Below are 19,475 nucleotides of genomic sequence, written 5' to 3' on the forward strand. Positions count from 1 at the left end.
AACCAAAAGAAAGGGCCCCCCGGATGACGCGCCTTCCGGGCCTTCGGCCCTCCAGGTGCGCGGGCGGGCTCCGGGGTTTTTCGACAGGACATCCCTGTCCTGTCGAAAAACTGGCCGCATCCATGCGGCCACCCTGCGGGCTTTCCTCCACCCGCCCGCCGCGTCATACGGGGACCCCGGGGGTCAAGAGCCACATCAAGAACCACAATCAAGAACCACATCTGGAGCCACATCTGGAGCCAAAGGGCGGGTGTCTCGTTGGGATATGGGCGGAGCGGCCATTTGTGGGAGCGCACCCTGTGCGCGACAAACCTACGGAGCGATACACCCGGGCGGGGCTGTCGCGCACAGGGTGCGCTCCTACAGGTAAGACGGCGCGACAGAGATGAGGGACGAATCGGAGGTGGAAAGCCAGAGCCGGCCATGTGCGGCCATCACGAATCTCTCTCAGCCCAACCAGACCCACCTCCAGAGTTGAGCCCCGACCCGCGCCGTCGCTATCCTCCACCCATGCCCCGCCTCCTGCTCCGCCATCTCCGCCGCTGCCGCACCTTGCTGGTGTTGGCTATGTGCGCGTGGCTGGCGCTGTCCAGCGTGGCCTGGGCGATGCCGCGGCAGGGCGATTGCTGTCCTGCGTCGACGGCGGCCATGGGCACGATGGGGATGCAGCACGCATCGCCGGACCACATGGCGGCACATGGCTCGAATGCGCTGTCCGACAGCTGCTGCACGCACGCTCCGGCGAATGTGCCGGCATCGATGCTGCCGCATGTGCTGCAGGTGCAGTCCGATGCTTCTCCGCGGCAGTCGCATCGCGAGGCTGCGCCGCAGCCTGTCTACGAACCGCCGTTGCGGCCACCGGTCGCCAGATTCTCCGTTGAAAGCAGCAGGCCGGCAGTGGTCGGCCGATTCGATGCGTCTGCGTGCGGACGCGCGACACGGAGCAATGCGATGAACAAGCAGGAACCGCGCGGGTTTCAGTTGCCGCGCCGGCGATTTGTACAAGGTCTGGCGCTGGGCGGCGTGGCGGCGGGGCTGGGCCTTTGGCGCGGCAATGCGATGGCGCAGATGGCGACGCCGCCCGCGGAGTTGCGCGGCCATCATTTCGAGCTGGACATCGATGAGCTGCCGGTCGATTTCACCGGACGCAAGCGCATCGCCACGGTGGTGAACGGTCAGCTGCCGGCGCCGCTGCTGCGCTGGCGGCAGGGCGAGACGGTGACCTTGCGTGTGCGCAATCGCCTGAAGGTGAGCAGTTCCATCCACTGGCATGGCATCGTATTGCCGGCTGATATGGACGGCGTGCCGGGGCTGAGTTTCGACGGGATTCCTGCCGGCGGCGAATACACCTATCGGTTCACCGTGAACCAGTCGGGCACGTACTGGTACCACAGCCATTCGCGCTTTCAGGAGCAGACCGGCCTGTACGGTCCCATCGTGGTCGAGCCGCGTGATGGCGAGCGCCATTCGACCGAGCGCGATTACGTGGTGATGCTCAACGACTGGACTGATCTCGATCCGGAAACGATCTACACGAACCTCAAGAAGCAGAGCGGCTACTACAACATCGGCAAGCGCACCGTGGGCGACTTTGTCCACGACGCCGGCAGCGCAGGTATCGCCAAGGCCCTGGACGAGCGCCGCATGTGGAACCAGATGCGGATGGATCCCGCCGACCTGGCTGACGTTTCCTCGGTCGCCTATACGTATCTGACCAACGGCTGCACGCCGGCAGGCAACTGGACCGGGCTGTTCAATGCCGGCGAGAAGGTGCGGCTGCGCTTCATCAATGGTTCGTCGATGACGTTCTTCGACGTGCGCATCCCGGGCCTGAAGATGACCGTCGTCGCGGCGGACGGGCAGGCCATTGAACCGGTGAGCGTGGACGAGTTCCGCATCGGTACGGCCGAGACCTATGACGTGATCGTGCAGCCTTCGGCTGATCGCGCCTGGACCATTTTTGCGCAGAGCATCGACCGTACCGGCTATGCACGGGCCACGCTCGCGCCGCGCGCCGGCATGACGGCCGAAGTACCGTCGCTCGACGCCCGCCCTTTGCTAGCCATGGGCGACATGATGGGCGTGATGGATCACGGCGCCATGGGACATGACATGCCCGGCATGGCCATGGGCGGCATGTCATCGATGGCGCATGGCCACGGCATTGCCGAGTCCTTGAAGACCGGGCCCGAAGTGGATATGCGCGTGCCCACGCCGCGCAGCAATCTCGACGACCCGGGCGTGGGCCTGCGCGACAACGGTCGCCGTGTACTCAGCTACGCCGATCTGCACGCGGTCGATGCGCCGATCGCTCCACGCGTGGATCGCGAGATGACGCTGCGCCTGACCGGCAATATGGAGCGCTATCTGTGGTCGTTCGACGGCCAGCGTTATTCCGGCGCCGAGCCGCTGCGCCTGCGTTACGGCGAGCAGGTGCGGATCGTGCTGGTGAACGACACCATGATGACGCACCCCATCCACCTGCATGGCATGTGGAGCGAGCTCGAATCGCCGGACGGCAATTTCCAGGTACGCAAGCACACGGTGATGGTGCAGCCGGCCCAGCGCATTGCTTATCGCGTGAGCGCCGATGCCCTGGGCCGTTGGGCCTATCACTGCCATCTGCTCTACCACATGGAAGCGGGCATGTTCCGCGAAGTGGTGGTGGCATGAAGTGGGCTTCTACACGATGGATCATGGCGTGTCTTGGTGCACTGCCGATAAACGTGCTGGCGCAAAGCATGGAGATGCAGGACATGCCGGGCATGGCGATGCCGATGCCTCAAGGCAGCGCCACGGAATCGCATGCAAATCATGACGACATGCAGCATGCCGGCCATGACATGACGAACACGCGGGACGCCAGCGCGCTGCCGCCCAACGACCACCTGGCGCCACCGCCACCGCAAACCGCGCCGCACGACATGTCGCCATCGCAGATGAAGGACATGATGCAGATGGACGACGACGAAGCGATCGGCATGCTGCTGGTCGACCGTCTCGAACGTAGTCGCAGTACCTCGGGTGACTATGCGACGAACTGGGAAGCCGAAGGCTGGTACGGCAGTCCGATCAACCGCCTGTGGTTGAAGACCGAAGGCGAGCGCGGCAGCGACGGCACGCAGGATGCGCGCATCGAGGCGCTGTGGAGTCATGCCTGGACCAGCTTCTGGGATGGGCAGCTGGGAGTACGCCAGGAATTTGGGCAGGGGCCGAACCGCACGTGGCTGGCGCTGGGCGTGGAAGGCCTGGCGCCGTACTGGTTCGAAACGCAGGCCACGTTCTATGTGGGCGAGCAAGGGCGCACCGCGCTGCGCGTGGAGACCAGCTACGACCTGCGCTTCACGCAGAAACTGATCCTGACCCCAAAGCTGGAGCTCAACGTCTACGGCAAGGATGATCCGCAGCGCGGCATCGCATCGGGACTCTCCGAGGCCGAGGCGGGTCTGCGTCTGCGCTATGAAATCAGCCGCAAAGTTGCGCCGTATATCGGCGTGGATTGGACGCGGCGGTTCGGTGATGTGCAGAGCGAGCCCGGTGTGCCGACCGTGCATGCGCGCGAGACAACCTGGGTGGCCGGCGTGCGCTTGTGGTTTTGAACTGGGCAACGGGATGCCGACCATCGTCGGCATCCCGTGTCCTCAGTAAATTTGGAAACCCGAGGCCTCAATAGCCCACCGTGATGCGCTGCCGGCGCGCATCGTTCTTCTCGACCCGGTCGAGCAGCGCGACCGCATAGTCCGGCACGCTGATATGACTCTTGCCGTTGGCATCCATCAGCAGCTGGTCGCTGCCGACGCGGTATTTGCCGGTGCGCGGGCCATCCTCCAGCAGCGCCGACGGACTGATAAACGTCCATTGCACTTCGCCCTTGTCGTGGCGGAACACTTCCAGTGCCTTGATCTGACCCTGGGCCTCGTCCTTCCACGCCGCCGGAAAGTGCGGATCATCGATCACCCGCACACCAGGAGAGGTTTCCAGCGAAGCGGCGCCGCCTACCCATACCAGGCGCTTCACGCCGGCCTTGGGCAGGTAGTCGAGCACCGTCGCGGCGATCGCCGGCACCGCATCGTTGGAGCCGTCGCGACGGGCGGAGATGCTCACGATCATCACATCGGAGCCGCGCACGGCGTCGAGCCAGCTTTCCGGATTGGCGATATCGCCGGTGACAACCTTGACGCGGTCGTCCTTGGTGGTCAGGCGCGACGGATCACGCACGATGGCGGTGACATCGGCACCGCGTGCAAGCGCTTCGTCGAGGATGGCGTGGCCGACATGGCCGGTCGCGCCGAACAAGGCGATCTTCATGGGTAGAGCTCTCCAGCGGGGATGGGGGAGTGCGAGGGACGATGACGCGGGCACCGTGAAAAAACTGCCAGCACCACCAACAGCGCCCAGCATGCGCCCGCGGCAGATGCAGATAAACGCATCAAATGGGAATTCACTGTAAAGTTTCAGTTGACAGTAAGGAGAACGGCATGGCCGAGGTCAATCTCAATCGCTTGTCGGTGTTCACGGCGCTGGTGCGCGCAGGCTCATTCACTGCGGCGGCCGATGTGCTTGGCATGACCAAGGCGATGGTGAGCCAGCATATCGCCCGTCTGGAAAGCGAGCTGGGGGTCACGCTGTTGTCGCGCAGCACACGGCGCATGACGTTGACCGAGGCCGGCAGCACGTTCCACGCCTCGTGTTTGAGCATCCTTGCCGAAGCGAACGCCGCCATCGCCCAGGTCGGGCGCAGCCAGGAACAACCCAGCGGCACCTTGAGGCTCACCGCGACGGGCGATTACGGCACGGCCGTGGTTGCGCCGGCACTGGCGCAATTCCTGCGCGAGCATCCTTCGTTGCAGGCCGACCTGGTGCTCAACGATCACATGAGCGACCTGATTGCCGAGCGTTTCGATCTGGCCATCCGCATGGGCTGGTTGCGCGATTCCAATCTGCGTTCGACGCGCCTGAGCACGTTTCGCCAGCTGATGGTGGCTGCACCCGCGTATCTCGCGCGCTGCGGCCAGCCACGGCTCATCACCGATCTCGCATCGCACGACTGGGTGGCGCTCACCTTGCTGGCCACGCCGCTGCGCTGGACCTTCACCGCGCCCGACGGCACGCGACGCACCGTGCGCATGCGCCAACGCGTGCAAGCGAACAATGTGACGACGGCACATGCGCTGGTACGCCATGGCGCGGGCGTCAGCGTGCTGCCGGACTATCTGGTCACGGAAGATATCCGCCAGGGCAAGCTGGTCGTGCTGATGGCGCAATACAGCTTGCCGGTGTGCGGCATCTACGCGGTGTATCCCGGACGCCAGCCGCCGGCCAAGGTGCGCGCCTTCATCGACCATCTGCGCGCGACGTTGGCCGCGCCGGGCTGATGGCCTCAGACCTGGAACATGTAGAACAGATAGGCCGCGAACAGGATGAGGTGCACGGCGCCTTGCAGCACGTTGGTATGGCCGCTGGAAAACGTCACCAGGCTCACCGTCAGCGTGAGCAGGAACAACACCAGGTCGGTGTGCTGCAGGCCTAGTTCGATGGGATGCGCGGTGAGCTGGCTGATGATGAGGATGGCCGGAATGGTGAGGCCAATCGTCGACAACACCGAGCCCAGGAAGATGTTCACCGAGCGCTGCATATGGTTGCCGCGCGCGGCACGCACGGCGCCGATGCCCTCCGGCGTGGCGACCAGCACGGCCATCACCAGTCCAGCCAGCGCCGCCGGCTTGCCCATCGTTTCCACGACGTAATCGATCGGGTGGGCGAGCTTTTCCGCCAGATACACCACGGGAACCATATAGGCCAGCAGGAGCAGCGCGTGGAAGGTGCTGCGCTTTGCGCCGCCTTGCACCTCCGATGAGCTCTCGTCATGGTCCTCCACGGCCGCGAAATAGTCGCGGTGGCGGCGGGTCTGCAGGCCGATGAACGCGATGTACAACCCGGCGCAGATCACTGCGAGGAAGATCTCCTGAGCCAAGGTGAGCGTCTTGTGCGGGTCGACGGTGTAGTTGGGCATCACCAGCGCCAGGATGCCCAATGGAATGACGACGGCCAGATAGGCGTTCGCGCCCTGCAGGTTGTACTGCTGCTCGCGATGCCGCCAGCCGCCGACCAGCAGCGACAGGCCGACCATGCCGTTGAGCACGATCATGGTGACGGCGAACAAGGTGTCGCGCGCCAGCGTGGGGTTGTTCGCCCCGTGCAGCATGATGGCGGTGATGCTGATCACCTCGATGGTGGTGATCGACAGCGTCAGCACCAGGGTGCCATAGGGTTCGCCCAGCTGTTCGCCCAGGTGCTCCGCATGTCGCACCACGGCCAGCGCGGAACCCAGGATCACGGCGAACAGCCATCCAAAAATGACGGCGAGCCACAGCGGGCGATCGAGCCCGTCCAGCAGTCGTGGACCGTAGAGCAGAAAGACGAGGGCAGTGGCCGCACTGATGGCCAGGAACCATTCGCGCCGTACGATTCTTGGGAATCCGAGCCGCGTCATCGCAAGCACCTCCCCGAAGCCGTGATCGACGCTGGGCGTCGCGAGCGTTCACCCGGCAGCGTATTTCACCGTGGCGACGACGGCCTATTCAACCACATTGTGGCTTTCAGCCGTGCCGAGCAACTCCGGTTGGGAAGCCGGGGCCTGCTTGCGCGTTAACAGCGGATGGATGAACACGGCGCCCAGGATGACTGCCACGCCGGCGTAAAACCAGCCGTCCAATTGGCGCTGCTCGCCCAGCAACAGGATCGCCAGCACGATGGCGTAGACCGGCTCCAGGTTGGTCACCATCTGCGTGCCGAAGGCGCTCATATGCCGCAAGGCGACCAGCGCCAGGGCGAACGGCAGCAGCGTGCAGCCGAAGGAGAGCACGGTCAGCAGCGCGGCGTCATGCAGGCTGGGCAACACGAAGGCGGGTCCGGCGTGCGGCAACAGCGGCGCCAGCAAGGTGAGGAACAAGGTGCCGGTGCCCAGTTCGATGCAGGTGACGGTGAGCGGGTCGCCGTGTTCCACCATGCGCTTGTTGAAGGCGCTGAACAGCGCCACCAGTAGCGCCGAGAGTGCGCCCACGACGATGCCCATGCGCATGTCCATCGGCACGCCGCCCACCACCATGGCCACTCCGGGCACTACTGCCACACCGATCAACAGCTCGCGCGGGTCGAACTTGCGGCGGGCGATCCACGGTTCCACCAGCGACAGAAACACCGGCCCCAGCGCGATGCAGGTGGCGCCCACCGAGGCATTGGCCAGCTTGATGGCCGCATAGAAGGTCAACCAGTGCAAGGACACCAGTACGCCGATGCCGGCATACCCCCAGCGTAGCTTCGCCGGCATGGCCTTGAGGCCGCGCCACACGCGGGGCACCAGCAGCAGCGCGCCAGAGACGAGCAGCATGCGCCACCACACCAGTTGCATGGCCGGCAGGGTGATCAGCTTGCCCAGGATGGCGGTGAAGCCCCAGAGCAGCACGCAAAAATGGATCTGCCAGCGGGCCTTGTTGACCGGTTGCATGCACGAATGTCGACGAAGAGGGAGTCCGGCATTCTAGCGTTGCGGCAGCCCCTTAGTGCGTGGCGGCAGCCTTGGTTTTCTGCGGCAGCGGTGCCGTACGCGCCTTGGATGCGCCACGCATCTGCTCGAGCACGGTGGCGCAGGTATTGTCGGGCTCGCCCTTGCTGGTGGCGACCAAGGGCAGCAATGCGGCCACCGGCGCGGCAAACACAGCCAGCGCCACGGCGCCGCCGCCGCGCAGGATCAGCGGCCCTGGCTGTACGCCCACATCGGGGTCCTTGAGCGTGCCCTTGACGTAAAGCGGCGAGCGCAATGAGAGGATGCGCAGGCCCTTGGATTCCGGCCGCACGTCGAGGTCGAGCTTTTCGTTGGCGAAGTTGACCGTGCCGTTCACACGGATGGTGGCGTCCTCCGTGTCGAACACGAACAGCTGGGTCTGGTACAGGCCGTTGGTAGCCGACAGGTCCGAGGCGGCGCAGTTGATCTTCACCGTCTTGTCGCCGAACAGCTTGACGATCACGATGTTCGCCACATTGAGTCCGGCCGTCTCCAGCAGCGCCTTGCTGATGGCGCCGTCGTTCATCAGCAGCTTCAGCTCGCCGGTGGAGGTGCCCATCAGTTCGCTCACCGAATTGCCGCGCGCATTGAGCGCCGCGTCGCCGTTGATTTCGCCAAAGCTGGTCTGCATGGGCGCGAACTTGGGAAACAGTTCCTTGAGCTTGAGGTGACGCGCCTTGAGCTTGATGTCGCCCTTCATCGGCGTGGTGCTGCCATCGAGGCGCAGGTTGCTGTCGATCTTGCCGCTGGCGAAATCGAAATCCAGCGGATTGAGCGTCAGCACGCCGTTGTCCATCTGCAGGTGGGTCTGCAAGGCGTGGATGGGCAGGGCGGTGTCGCGCACGATCTTCTCGGCGCTGAAGGTCACGTCGGCATCCATCGCGCGCCAGCGATCCGTGCGGAAAGGTTCCACCGGCAACACCTTGTCCGAGGGCTGCGGCGTGGCGTCGCCGCGCTGCTCTTTTTCGCTGTTGGTATCCGCGCCGATCAGCGGCGCCAGATCGGAGAAACGCAGCAGCTGCGACTTCACCGCGCCGGTCAGCTTCGGACGCGCGGCGCCCGTGTCGAAGGCGAGATCGCCGGCCAGATCGCTGCCGCCCACGCGTCCGCGGAAGTGATCGTAGGAGAAATGGCTGGCGCCTTTTTTCAAGGTCGCGCGCAGATGGCCTTCCGTCGCATACGGCGGCGTGTCGGGCAGGGTCACGCCGATCAGCGGATACAGCTTGGCCATGCTGCTGCCGGAGAACCACAGGCGGATATTGAGCGCCGCCAGATGCAGCGGGTCGGTGAGCGTGCCCACCATGGCGATATGCGTATCACCCACATGCATATCGGCCTGCAGCGGAAACGGCTGGTCGGTCTCCTGCAGCGCCAGCACGCCGCCGGTCTTGCCGTTGCCGTCGACCGCGGCGCCCTGGTATTTGCCCTGGGCCTGGAACGCAAACTGGTAGGTGGCACTGGTGTGGCCGGGTTGGTTTTCCTGTGTGCCGGCATCCTTTTCCAGCTGGGTTTTCGCATTGGCGCCGACCGTCTTGCTGGCCTGCTCGCGCGCGTCGGCCGACTGCTGCGAGACGATGTCGCCATAGGGGATGGCGCGCTGCAGTGCTTCCATGGTGATCTGCAGATCGGCCTTGTTGATCGCGTCGTTGAGCATGATATGGCCGCGGTCGAAACCGATCGCGTGCAGATCGAGTTTCCATGCCGAGGGCGTCGTGTTGTTGGTGAACGCGAACTCCCAGTTCGCCTGGCCTTGTGCGTTGCGCTCCAGGTCGATAGTGGGCTGGGTGAGATAGAGCACCGGGATTTCCACCCGATGCACGATCAGCGGCAGCGGCGAAACGCGAAAGCGCAGCGCATCGAGCTGCGCAAAATGCGGCTGGCCGGTCCAGTCCGGATTGCCGATGCTGATGTTCTGCGCGATGAACTCCGGCCAGGGCACCCAGCTTTCCATGCCGCTGGCGCGCTCCTCACGGCGCCAGCGCACGCTAAGGTCGCCATTGATGGCGAACGGCCGCCCCAGCGTTTCGCTGGCGCGCGCGTTGATGGTGGGTTTGAGACGGTTCCAGTCGAAGGTGGCGATGACGATCAACAACACCACGATCAGCGCCAGGCAGACGCCGATGATCCATGACACTATTTTCCAACCCCGCCGCATTCGTGGCTCCCGACGCCCTATGGCGCCGCCATCCTGCCAATGCGGCGGGTGAAGGGGGTGTCGTTGTGTAGTGAGGACCGCTGGCGCGGGTTCACTTACATCAATGCGACGTCTTGGCCTCGCGCACCGGAATGCTCACGCTGCACAGGTCCACCTTGTGCACCGGCAATCGGTAGAAGTCATCCAGGCGATTGCGCTTGGCATCCACCAAAGCCGCGAAGGTGGCACTGTCGGTGCGCATTACTTCCACATGGGGACGCTGGTCGGCGGGCAGGTCGGCGGCGAGGCGCACGGAAGCGATCGCCACGCGCTGCTCGGGCTTTTCATAGAAGCCCAGCGGACCGGTGCCGCGCGGCAGGCCGGAGAGGTACTCCATGCCTTGCAACACGCGGCCGACCACGGCGATGTTGCGATCGAGTGCGCGCGGTGACTGGCCGATCACCGCATACAGCTCGCTGCCGCTGCCGGTTTCCGGATCGATGTCGCGGCCCACGCCCACCATGCCGTAGCAATGGGTCAGCCACTCCTGCTGGCTGGCCTTGTCTCTCGCTACCGGGAAACCTTCGGAAAAGCCGACTTCCGCGGCGTAGAAGTCGCCATCCTTCAAGGCCGTGAAAGGGAGCTTGGCATCGTAGGGGCGGGTGTATTCCGGCGGCAGCTTGTCCTTGGCCGAGCCCAGGGACTTGAGCTTGCTCTTATCGCCCTGGTCGTCGCTGGCCGGATCGCCCCACTGGGTGACGAAGTTGTCGTGCACACGCACGATGGCGAGACCGTCGTAATAGTGCTCGTGCGCCATGGTGCGGATATTGGCGGCATGCAGCGGCGCATAATCGGGCGCCAGCTCAATCAGCACGCGACCCTGCGGCAGCTGCATGACCAGCAGGTTCTGCGGGTCGGGCGTGCGCCACTCCTGTGCCTGCGACTTGGCCAGCAATTCCCTGGGCGAGGGCGTATGGGCAGGCTTCGCTTCGTCGGCCGCCACCGTGGCGGACAGCGAGACAGCGAGCGCAAGGGCAAGGCAATGGCGCAGCAGCATGGAATCCCCCTCGTCGGAAAGCCAGCAAGGTAGCAGAGCCATCCCGGCCTCCGCATGCCCCTCCTGTGGGAGCGCACCCTGTGCGCGACGGCCTCGCCCATACCTGTGCACGTTCCGCCGCCCGGCGCAAGCCGCGAAACGAGCGGCCAGGTTCTCTACAATGCCGCCCCTTTGCCCGCTGCAGCACGCCCCCATGGACATCGTCGTCAACGAAGAACTCAAGGCCTATATCGACCCGCTCACCGCGGACGAATACGAGGCGCTGGAACGCAGCCTGCTCGCGGAAGGCTGCCGCGATTCGCTGGTGCTGTGGGGCAACGTCCTGGTGGACGGACACAATCGCTATGGCATCTGCCGCAAGCACGAGCTGCCGTTCAACACGGTGCAGAACACGCGCTTCCAGTCGATGGAAGACGTGCACCTGTGGATGATCGAGCAACACCTCGGGCGCCGCAGCGTGTCGGACTTCCAGCGCGGCGTGCTGGCGCTGCGCAAGCGCGAGATCCTGCAGGAACGTCGCTCGCGCAAGCAGCCGGCGGAACAGGACGCCGCGCCTACCACCGAGAGCTTGCCCGCATCCGAAGCTGCGCCGGCCACCGAAACGCCCGCCAAGTCCGAGCCGCTGCCGAGCCGCCAGGCCATCGCGCGCGAGGCGCGGCTGAGCAACAACCAGGTGGTGATGATCGAAAAGATCCAGAAGCAGGCCGCGCCGGAAGTGGTGGCCGCGGTGAAGTCCGGCGTGCTGTCGATCAATGCGGCGGCGGCAGTGGCGACCTTGCCGGAGGATGAGCAGCGCGCCGCAGCCAGCGCGGGTGACGACGAACTCAAACAGGCCGCCAAGCGCGTGCGCGAGGCCAAGCGCAAACCCAAGCCGGTGGTCGAGGCAGGCGAGGGCGAGGACGTGCCGACCCTGCAACGCCGCGTCGCCGAGCTCAAGGCCGAAGTGGCGGAGCTCAAGGCCGACAACGACGCCTTGCGCGAACAGCTCGCCCGCTGGGAGCGCTCCGCCGGCGAGTGACGGTTTTGCGGACCGTGTTCGCAATGAATACGTATGCAGCCGCTGGTTGCTGCACTGCGATGCTTTCTACGATGCGACGCACTGCCGCCCGATGGCTGCCGCGCGTGGGGAGTGCGCGCGGCTGAGCCTTTAGTTGCGAACGACAGTGGTGTTCGCTAGTCCGCCAGCCGTGGCAGGGATGTGCCCCATGGCGTTGCTGCTGTTCGACCTGATCGTCAACGAAGCAGGATGGAGGCTCACCCATGAAGTGCTCGAAGATTCTCGCCGCGCTGCTGGCCTGCGCGGCGCTCGCCGGCGTGCCTGCAACATCGACCCACGCGGCCATCAACAGCATGAGTCTTGGCGCCAGCTACAACGCGGCCAAGACCAGCATCACCTTTCGCGTCTACTCGTCCAGCGCCACGCGCATCGTGCTGTACCTGTACGCCAGCGGTTATGGCGCGCAGGAATCGGCGACCTACACGCTCAGTTCCGTCGGCAGCGGCGTCTGGGCGGCGACGGTACCGGTGTCGTCGATCCAGGCGGCGGGCATCACCGGTTCCGTGTATTACGGCTACCGCGCCTGGGGACCGAACTGGCCGTACAGCAGCAGCTGGGGCAAGGGCTCGCAGGCAGGTTTCGTGTCCGATGTCGACGCCAGCGGCAATCGCTTCAATCCCAACAAGCTGCTGCTCGATCCGTATGCGCAGGAAGTGAGTCAGGATCCGCTCAACCCGTCCAGCCAGAACGGCAACGTGTTCGCTTCCGGAGCGAGCTATCGCACGACGGACAGCGGCATCTACGCACCCAAGGGCGTCGTGTTGCCCGCGAGCACGCAAAGCACCGGCACCAAGCCCACGCGTGCGCAGAAGGACGACGTGATCTACGAAGTGCACGTGCGCGGCTTCACCGAGCAGGACACCTCCATACCCGCGCAGTATCGCGGCACCTATTACGGGGCAGGGCTCAAGGCCAGCTACCTCGCCAGCCTCGGCGTCACCGCCGTGGAATTCCTGCCCGTGCAGGAAACCCAGAACGACGCCAACGATGTCGTGCCCAACTCGGATGCCAACCAGAACTACTGGGGCTATATGACCGAGAGCTATTTTTCGCCGGATCGCCGCTATGCCTATAACAAGGCACCGGGAGGCCCCACGGCGGAATTTCAGGCGATGGTGCAGGCCTTCCACAACGCCGGCATCAAGGTGTACATGGACGTGGTCTACAACCATACCGCCGAGGGCGGTACCTGGACCAGCAACGATCCGACCACGGCAACGATCTATTCTTGGCGTGGCCTGGACAACGCCACGTACTACGAGCTGACTTCAGGCAATCAATATTTCTACGACAACACCGGCATCGGCGCCAACTACAACACCTACAACACGGTGGCGCAGAACCTGATCGTGGACTCGCTCGCTTATTGGGCGAACACCATGGGCGTGGACGGGTTCCGCTTCGATCTCGCCTCGGTGCTGGGCAATAGTTGCCTCAACGGTGCGTACACCTCGGCGGCACCCAATTGCCCGAACGGCGGCTACAACTTCGATGCGGCTGATTCCAATGTCGCGATCAACCGTATCCTGCGCGAGTTCAGCGTGCGCCCCGCGAGTGGCGGCAGCGGCCTGGATCTGTTTGCCGAGCCGTGGGCCATCGGTGGCAATTCGTACCAGCTTGGCGGCTTTCCGCCGGGATGGTCCGAATGGAACGGCGTGTTCCGCGACAGCCTGCGCCAGGCGCAGAACGAACTGGGCAGCATGACCATCCATATCACCCAGGATGCGAACGACTTCTCCGGTTCGTCCAACCTGTTCCAGGCCAGTGGACGTTCGCCTTGGAACTCGGTGAACTTCATCGACGTGCATGACGGCATGACGCTGAAGGACGTCTATTCGTGCAACGGTTCCAGCAACAGCCAGGCATGGCCTTATGGCCCATCCGACGGCGGCACCAGCACCAACTTCAGCTGGGACCAGGGCATGTCCGTCGGTACCGGCACCGCAGTTGACCAGCGCCGCGCTGCGCGCACCGGCATGGCCTTCGAGATGCTGTCGGCCGGCACGCCGCTGATGCAGGGCGGCGATGAATACCTGCGCACGCTCCAGTGCAACAACAACGCCTATAACCTGGACTCGAGCGCGAACTGGCTTACCAACAGCTGGACCACGGACCAGAGCAACTTCTACACCTTTGCCCAGCGGCTGATTGCGTTCCGCAAGGCCCATCCCGCCCTGCGTCCGGCCAGCTGGTATTCGGCCAGCCAGGTGGTGTGGTACCAGCCCAGCGGCGCGGTGGCGGATACCAACTACTGGAACAACACCAGCAACTACGCGCTTGCATACACCATCAATGGTCCGTCGCTGGGCGACAGCAACTCCATGTACATCGCCTACAACGGCTGGTCGGGCAGCGTGACCTTCACGCTGCCGGCGCCGCCCTCGGGCACGCAGTGGTATCGCGTCACCGACACCTGCAACTGGAACGATGGCGCCAATACCTTCGCATCGCCCGGCAGCGAAGCCTTGATTGGCGGCGGCGGAACGACGTATGGACAGTGCGGGCAGTCGCTGTTGTTGTTGATCTCGAAGTAACCCGCAGGCACGCATCCGCATGGCCCACATGGGTGATGCGGATGCGTGGCGAGGCTGACATGGCTGTCACGCGCTCGACGCGATACTCGTTGGACTGCTGCGCCATCTGTGGCGCGGGTTCTCCATCGAAGGGGTCGGGTTATGGCACGTACGAAAGTGGCTGATGTCGTCACCGAAACACTGCATGTCGCCGGCGTGCGCCGCATCTATGGCGTGGTGGGTGACAGCCTCAACGGCATCACCGAATCCCTGCGGGCACGTGGCGACATCGACTGGATCCATATGCGGCACGAAGAGGCCGCGGCATTTGCTGCCGGCGCCGAGGCGCATCTGACGGGAGATCTTGCGGTCTGCGCGGGTAGTTGCGGCCCTGGCAACCTGCATCTGATCAACGGCCTGTTCGATTGCCATCGTTCGCGTGTGCCGGTGCTGGCGATTGCGGCGCAGATCCCCAGCGCGGAAATCGGTCGCGGCTATTTCCAGGAGACGCACCCGGAATCGCTGTTTCGCGAGTGCAGCCATTACTGCGAACTGGTGTCGACGCCGGAGCAATTGCCCGGCGTGCTGGAAAGCGCCATGCGTGCCGCGATCGGCATGCGCGGCGTGGCGGTGGTGGTGATACCCGGCGACGTGGCCTTGCTGGAACTGGAGGCGAAGCCGTCGGCCGGGCCGTCGATCGCGCTGCGTCCGCCGGTGGTGCGTCCGGCGCCGGAGGACGTCGATGCGCTGGCGCAGCTGCTCAACAGCAGCAAGGACATCACCTTGCTGTGTGGTCGCGGCTGCGCAGGCGCGCACGACGCCGTGGTGAAGCTGGCCGAAACGCTGCAGGCGCCGATCGTGCACGCGTTTGGCGGCAAGGAATACCTGGAATACGACAACCCCTACGACGTGGGCATGACCGGCCTGATCGGTTTCAGTTCCGGCTATCACGCCATGTTGAACTGCGACACGTTGCTGATGTTGGGCACCGGTTTTCCGTATCGGCAGTTCTATCCCACCGACGCAAAAATCGCGCAGGTGGATCTTCGCCCGGGCAGTCTTGGTCAGCACGCGCGCCTGGACCTGGGCATGGTGGGCGATGTGGCGGCCACCATCGAGGCCTTGCTGCCAAAGCTGAAGGCGAAGCAGGATAAAGCGCATCTCAATGCCTGCGTGGCGCACTATCGCAAGGCGCGCGAGGGGCTGGACGAACTGGCGACGGGCAAGCCCGGCCGCAAGCCGATCCATCCGCAATACCTCGCCAAACTGCTGAGCGAAGCTGCCACGGACGATGCAGTGTTCACGTTCGACGTGGGCACGCCATCGATCTGGGCGGCGCGCTATCTGACCATGAATGGCCGGCGCCGGCTGATCGGTTCGCTGGTGCATGGGTCGATGGCCAATGCGATGCCTCAGGCCATCGGCGCGCAGGCTGCCTATCCGGGCCGACAAGTGATCAGCCTTTCCGGCGACGGTGGCTTCGCCATGCTGATGGGCGATTTCCTCACCCTGGTGCAACAGAAATTGCCGGTGAAGATCGTGGTGTTCAACAACCACACGCTGGGCTTCGTGGCGCTGGAGATGAAGGCGGGCGGCTATCTGGAAACCGGCACCTCGCTGGTCAATCCCGACTTTGCCGCGATGGCTCGTGCCGTCGGCGTGCATGGCATACGCGTGGAAGATCCCGGCGATCTGCCTGCCGCCGTGAAGGACATCCTCGCGCACGATGGCCCGGCCTTGCTCGATGTGGTGACCAACCCGCAGGAGCTCGCCATGCCGCCCAGCATCAAGCTGGAGCAGGCCAAGGGCTTCAGCCTGTGGGCGCTGCGCACGGTCATCAATGGGCGGGGCGACGAATTGATCGAACTGGCCAAGACCAACCTGTTCCGCTGAGCGCAGGCAGCGGGCTCAGCGTCCCTGGTAGCCGCGGTCGCGCCGCACGCGATAGAGCTGGCTGTCGGCGCTGGCCAGCGCGGCGTCCAGCGGCATGTCACCGATGCGTATGGCATACCCCATGGTGAAACGGTTGGGCGCGCTGGCACGCGCCATTTCCAGTCGTCGCACGATGGCCAGCGTTTCCTGTTCGCCGGCGTGCGGCAGCAGCACGACGAATTCATCGCCGCCGGAGCGGATCACGATGTCGTCGGGTCGCACATGCATGGTGAGGAAGTGGCCCATCGCCACCAGCACTTCGTCGCCGCGCTGGTGGCCATGCGTATCGTTGACCGACTTGAAGCCCTCCAGGTCGATCACGATGCAGCCCCAGCGCTCGTTATGGTTCAGCTGTTCGGAGACCTGGCCCAGGTAGCGTCGATTGAACAGGCCGGTCAGCGAATCGCGCACGCTCCATTCGCGCAGCTGGCTTTCATGGCGCATGCGTTCGGTCACATCCAGCGCGTGGCCGAGCACATAGGGTTCCTCGTCCTCGGTATCGAGCGAATTGTGGAACTGCCAGACCAGGTTTCGTCCGTCCTTGGACTTGATCTGCAGCAGGCCATGCGCGACGCCTTCGCTGGTGACGCGGCGCAGATAGGCGTCAAAACTGCCGTGCAACGACGGATCCATCATCTCCTTGAACGGACGTCCCAGCAGCTCGCCGATCGAATACCCCAGCGATTGCGCCGCCGCCGGATTCACCGAAAGAATCGTGCCGTGCAGATCATGCGTGCAGATCAGGCCCAGGCTTTCCTCGAACAGCTTGCGGAAGCGCCGCTCGCTGCGCTGCACCGATTCCACCGCCTGCTTGCGTGCCGTGATGTCCTGGATCGCGCCGATCAGCAGGCAAGGTTTGCCATGCTCGAATTCGACTGCACCCGCGGCGCGAACCCAGATGTGGCGTCCCTTGGCGGTGATCATCGGCAGCTCCAGATCCCAGCCTTTGCCGTCCTCGGCACCTCTGGCCACGGCCTGTTGGATCTGCTCGCGTGCTTCGGGGGCGTAGTAGTGGATCGCTTCGCCGAGCGTGGGGATATGGCCGGCCGGAAGATCGTGGATGGCGCAGGTCTGGTCCGACCAGGTGAGTTGGTGCGTGGCCAGGTCGAGCTGCCAGCCGCCCACGCCGGCCACGCGTCCCGAACGATCGAGGAAGGCCTCGCTTTCATGCAGGCGGCGCTCCATGCGCTTGCGCTCAGACACATCCACCAGCGTGCCATACATCCATAGCGCCTTGCCGTCGTCGGTGCGGCTGATGACGCGGCCGCGCAGCAGGCCCCACAGCCAGTGGCCATGCTTGTGGCGCAGGCGCGCTTCGCTTTCGAACAGCGGACGTTCGCCGCGCAGGTGTTCCTGCAGGCATGCGTCCATCTGCGGCAAGTCGTCGGGATGGGTGAGGCGACGCTGCGCACCCTGGATGATGCCGCCTTCGTCCGCCTGCACGTCGCGCCAGACGCTGGAAGAGAGCAGATCCAGATCCTCCAGCGCATATCCGAGAATGCTGGCCCACTGTTCGTTGAAGCGCATCTCGCCGGTCTGTACGTTCCATTCCCAGGTGCCTGCCTGCGACGCATCGAGGATCGCCGCCAGCCGCGTGCGGTCTTCCACCAGCAGGCGATGCAGCAAGGCTTCGCGGTGCAGCGACTCGCTGCGCTCGAGCGCGGCCTTGCGTTGTTCCAACGCCTCGGCGGCGGCAATCGCCAGCGCCTGCAGGATGGCCGCATGCTCCCCGGACAAGCGCCGGGGCTGGCGATCGATCACGCATAACGCGCCCATGCGCAGGCCATCGTTCAGGGTGATCGGCGCGCCGGCGTAGAAGCGGATATGTGGGGCGCCGGTCACCAGCGGATTGTCGGCAAAGCGCGGATCTTCCGCCGCATCGGGCACGACGAAGGGCTGGTCGCCAAGTATGGTGTACGAACAGAAGGCCACGGCGCGCGAAGTCTCGCGGGTGCCCTCCAACCCCACGTTGGATTTGAACCATTGCCGTTGTTCGTCGACCAGGGTCATCAGCGCGATCGGGGCGCCAGTCAGCAGGGAGGCCGCCTTGGTCAGGGCATCGAACAAGGGCTCCGCTTCGGTATCCAGGACGCCCAGCTCAAGCAGGCGCTCGAGCCGTCGTCCTTCGTCGATGGATAGCGGAGCCGACACTGCCATAGAACCCCCGGGCATTCGTGCGCCAGACTATCCGCCGGTATTTGTGAGCACGCTGTGGTTGCGGTCACAGGGCGTGCCGCGGCCGCGATGAAAGCAGCCCCCACGCCGGGCGCAGGGGCTGCCTGGTGCATCAGCTCTTGAAGAACTCGAGCAGGTCCTTGTTGATCACGTCGTGATGGATGGTGAAGGCGCCATGCGGGTAGCCCGGATAGATCTTCAGCGTGGCGTTCTTGAGCAGCTTGGCCGACAGCAAGGCGGCGTCCTTGTACGGCACGACCTGGTCGTCGTCACCGTGCAGAACCAGGGCGGGCTGGTCGATCTTCTTCAAGTCTTCGGTGAAATTGGTTTCGGAGAAGGCCTTGATGCAGTCGTAGTGGGCCTTGGTGCCGCCCATCATGCCCTGGCGCCACCAGTTGTCGATGATGCCCTGCAGCGGCTTGGCGCCCGGGCGGTTGTAACCGTAGAACGGCCCTGAGGCGACATCCACGTAGAACTGCGCGCGGTTGGCCGCGAGCGCCTCGCGGAAGCCGTCGAACACCTCGATCGGCAGGCCATCGGGGTTGTCCTTGGTCTTGAGCATGATCGGCGGCACGGCGCTGATCAGTACGACCTTGGCGGTGCGTTTCATGCCGTGGTTGGCCACGTAGTGGACCACCTCGCCGCCGCCGGTGGAGTGGCCCACATGGATCGCATCGTGCAGATCCAGTTTCTCGGTCAGCGCGGCCAGGTCGGCCGCGTAGTGGTCCATGTCGTTGCCGTCTTCGGTCTGCGTGGAGCGACCATGGCCGCGACGGTCATGCGCGATGACGCGATAGCCGTGATCGAGGAAGAACAACATCTGTGCATCCCAGTCGTCGGCCGACAGCGGCCAGCCGTGGCTGAAGACAATGGGCTGGCCCTTGCCCCAATCCTTGTAATAGATCTCGACGCCGTCTTTGGTGGTGATCGTACTGCTGCCCATGTGCTTGCACCTGTTGGTTGAGTTGCGCGGGACGGAGACCTGGCGTCGTCGACGCCAGTTGAGGAGTGGAGCGATGGAACGTTGATGGCGAGTGGCAGCC

13 protein-coding genes are annotated in these 19,475 nt (G+C 64.6%); 6 read left to right on the forward strand and 7 right to left on the reverse strand.

Going from position 1 to position 19,475, the window contains the following annotated elements; all coding sequences use genetic code 11:
- The first annotated feature begins 951 nt into the window (after nucleotides 1-951).
- Complete coding sequence (locus Y882_RS13640) at nucleotides 952-2,673, forward strand: copper resistance system multicopper oxidase (protein WP_046972587.1); 1,722 nt, start codon at nucleotides 952-954, stop codon at nucleotides 2,671-2,673.
- A gap of 23 nt (nucleotides 2,674-2,696) precedes the next feature.
- Complete coding sequence (locus tag Y882_RS13645; RefSeq protein ID WP_052950002.1) at nucleotides 2,697-3,599, forward strand: copper resistance protein B; 903 nt, start codon at nucleotides 2,697-2,699, stop codon at nucleotides 3,597-3,599.
- A gap of 67 nt (nucleotides 3,600-3,666) precedes the next feature.
- On the opposite strand, the gene Y882_RS13650 is transcribed toward Y882_RS13645, so the two are convergent.
- Nucleotides 3,667-4,308: an NAD(P)-dependent oxidoreductase gene (locus Y882_RS13650; protein WP_046972489.1), complete on the reverse strand. Its 642-nt coding sequence runs from the start codon at nucleotides 4,306-4,308 to the stop codon at nucleotides 3,667-3,669.
- Nucleotides 4,309-4,478: 170 nt separating this feature from the next.
- Between Y882_RS13650 and Y882_RS13655 the strand changes: the two genes are divergently transcribed.
- Nucleotides 4,479-5,375, forward strand: a complete 897-nt coding sequence (locus Y882_RS13655; protein WP_046972490.1) for a LysR family transcriptional regulator — start codon at nucleotides 4,479-4,481, stop codon at nucleotides 5,373-5,375.
- A gap of 5 nt (nucleotides 5,376-5,380) precedes the next feature.
- On the opposite strand, the gene Y882_RS13660 is transcribed toward Y882_RS13655, so the two are convergent.
- The 4 genes from Y882_RS13660 to Y882_RS13675 all read right to left on the reverse strand — a co-directional run bounded on the left by Y882_RS13660 (nucleotide 5,381) and on the right by Y882_RS13675 (nucleotide 10,755).
- The gene (locus Y882_RS13660) at nucleotides 5,381-6,493 is read right to left on the reverse strand and encodes a calcium:cation antiporter (RefSeq protein WP_046972491.1); all 1,113 of its coding nucleotides are present in this window, start codon (nucleotides 6,491-6,493) and stop codon (nucleotides 5,381-5,383) included.
- Between the two features lie 84 nt (nucleotides 6,494-6,577).
- Nucleotides 6,578-7,507: a DMT family transporter gene (locus tag Y882_RS13665; protein WP_046972492.1), complete on the reverse strand. Its 930-nt coding sequence runs from the start codon at nucleotides 7,505-7,507 to the stop codon at nucleotides 6,578-6,580.
- A gap of 52 nt (nucleotides 7,508-7,559) precedes the next feature.
- A complete protein-coding gene (locus Y882_RS13670) occupies nucleotides 7,560-9,719 on the reverse strand; it encodes an AsmA family protein (protein WP_046972493.1) in 2,160 nt (719 codons plus the stop codon).
- Between the two features lie 100 nt (nucleotides 9,720-9,819).
- Nucleotides 9,820-10,755, reverse strand: coding sequence for a peptidylprolyl isomerase (locus Y882_RS13675; RefSeq protein WP_046972494.1), 936 nt, complete (start codon nucleotides 10,753-10,755; stop codon nucleotides 9,820-9,822).
- Nucleotides 10,756-10,948: 193 nt separating this feature from the next.
- On the opposite strand from Y882_RS13675, the gene Y882_RS13680 reads away from it, so the two are divergent.
- From Y882_RS13680 to poxB, 3 genes are all read left to right on the forward strand, one after another.
- On the forward strand, nucleotides 10,949-11,773 hold the full coding sequence (locus Y882_RS13680; protein ID WP_046972495.1) for a ParB N-terminal domain-containing protein: 825 nt from the start codon (nucleotides 10,949-10,951) through the stop codon (nucleotides 11,771-11,773).
- A gap of 242 nt (nucleotides 11,774-12,015) precedes the next feature.
- Nucleotides 12,016-14,346, forward strand: coding sequence for an isoamylase (locus Y882_RS13685; protein WP_046972496.1), 2,331 nt, complete (start codon nucleotides 12,016-12,018; stop codon nucleotides 14,344-14,346).
- A gap of 156 nt (nucleotides 14,347-14,502) precedes the next feature.
- On the forward strand, nucleotides 14,503-16,218 hold the full coding sequence (poxB, locus tag Y882_RS13690) for a ubiquinone-dependent pyruvate dehydrogenase (RefSeq protein WP_425479465.1): 1,716 nt from the start codon (nucleotides 14,503-14,505) through the stop codon (nucleotides 16,216-16,218).
- Between the two features lie 15 nt (nucleotides 16,219-16,233).
- Here poxB and Y882_RS18960 read toward each other — a convergent pair whose 3' ends face one another.
- A complete protein-coding gene (locus Y882_RS18960; RefSeq protein ID WP_052950004.1) occupies nucleotides 16,234-18,414 on the reverse strand; it encodes a PAS domain S-box protein in 2,181 nt (726 codons plus the stop codon).
- A 130-nt stretch (nucleotides 18,415-18,544) separates the two neighbouring features.
- Nucleotides 18,545-19,375, reverse strand: coding sequence for an alpha/beta fold hydrolase (locus Y882_RS13705; protein WP_046972498.1), 831 nt, complete (start codon nucleotides 19,373-19,375; stop codon nucleotides 18,545-18,547).
- Nucleotides 19,376-19,475: the final 100 nt, after the last annotated feature.

The sequence above is a fragment of the Dyella japonica DSM 16301 genome (genome assembly GCF_001010355.1).
Classification (GTDB): domain Bacteria; phylum Pseudomonadota; class Gammaproteobacteria; order Xanthomonadales; family Rhodanobacteraceae; genus Dyella; species Dyella japonica.